The organism is Bacillus sp. 166amftsu (genome assembly GCF_900107445.1).
Lineage (GTDB): Bacteria > Bacillota > Bacilli > Bacillales > Bacillaceae_G > Bacillus_A > Bacillus_A arachidis.
In genome coordinates this window covers 1-1,356 of sequence record NZ_FNQA01000065.1, presented here as the reverse complement: position 1 = coordinate 1,356, position 1,356 = coordinate 1, and the positions used below count along the sequence as shown (strand labels likewise).

General features: G+C 53.2%; 1 rRNA gene. It reads right to left on the bottom strand.

Annotated elements, in window-relative coordinates:
- Nucleotides 1–10: 10 nt before the first annotated feature.
- A 23S ribosomal RNA gene (locus BLV40_RS27760) occupies nucleotides 11–1,356 on the bottom strand; the annotation flags it as partial.

Here is a 1,356-nt window from a genome sequence, read left to right as displayed (position 1 = left end):
TTCATATTATATGGTTAAGTCCTCGATCTATTAGTATTCGTCAGCTCCACATGTCACCATGCTTCCACCTCGAACCTATCAACCTGATCATCTTTCAGGGATCTTACTAGCTTACGCTATGGGAAATCTCATCTTGAGGGGGGCTTCATGCTTAGATGCTTTCAGCACTTATCCCTTCCGCACATAGCTACCCAGCTATGCCCTTGGCAGAACAACTGGTACACCAGCGGTGCGTCCATCCCGGTCCTCTCGTACTAAGGACAGCTCCTCTCAAATTTCCTACGCCCACGACGGATAGGGACCGAACTGTCTCACGACGTTCTGAACCCAGCTCGCGTACCGCTTTAATGGGCGAACAGCCCAACCCTTGGGACCGACTACAGCCCCAGGATGCGATGAGCCGACATCGAGGTGCCAAACCTCCCCGTCGATGTGGACTCTTGGGGGAGATAAGCCTGTTATCCCCGGGGTAGCTTTTATCCGTTGAGCGATGGCCCTTCCATGCGGAACCACCGGATCACTAAGCCCGACTTTCGTCCCTGCTCGACTTGTAGGTCTCGCAGTCAAGCTCCCTTATGCCTTTGCACTCTACGAATGATTTCCAACCATTCTGAGGGAACCTTTGGGCGCCTCCGTTACACTTTAGGAGGCGACCGCCCCAGTCAAACTGCCCACCTGACACTGTCTCCCGGGTCGATAAGACCCGTAGGTTAGAATTTCAATACAGCCAGGGCGGTATCCCACCAGCGCCTCCACCGAAGCTAGCGCTCCGGCTTCAAAGGCTCCCGCCTATCCTGTACAAGCTGTACCAAAATTCAATATCAGGCTACAGTAAAGCTCCACGGGGTCTTTCCGTCCTGTCGCGGGTAACCTGCATCTTCACAGGTACTATAATTTCACCGAGTCTCTGGTTGAGACAGTGCCCAAATCGTTACACCTTTCGTGCGGGTCGGAACTTACCCGACAAGGAATTTCGCTACCTTAGGACCGTTATAGTTACGGCCGCCGTTTACTGGGGCTTCAGTTCAGAGCTTCGCTTGCGCTAACCCCTCTCCTTAACCTTCCAGCACCGGGCAGGTGTCAGCCCCTATACTTCGCCTTACGGCTTCGCAGAGACCTGTGTTTTTGCTAAACAGTCGCTTGGGCCTATTCACTGCGGCTTTCCGTTAAGAAAGCACCCCTTCTCCCGAAGTTACGGGGTCATTTTGCCGAGTTCCTTAACCAGAGTTCTCTCGCTCACCTTAGGATTCTCTCCTCGCCTACCTGTGTCGGTTTGCGGTACAGGCACCTTTTATCTCGCTAGAAGCTTTTCTTGGCAGCGGGGAATCAAAGACTTCGCTCCATAAGGAGCTTCCC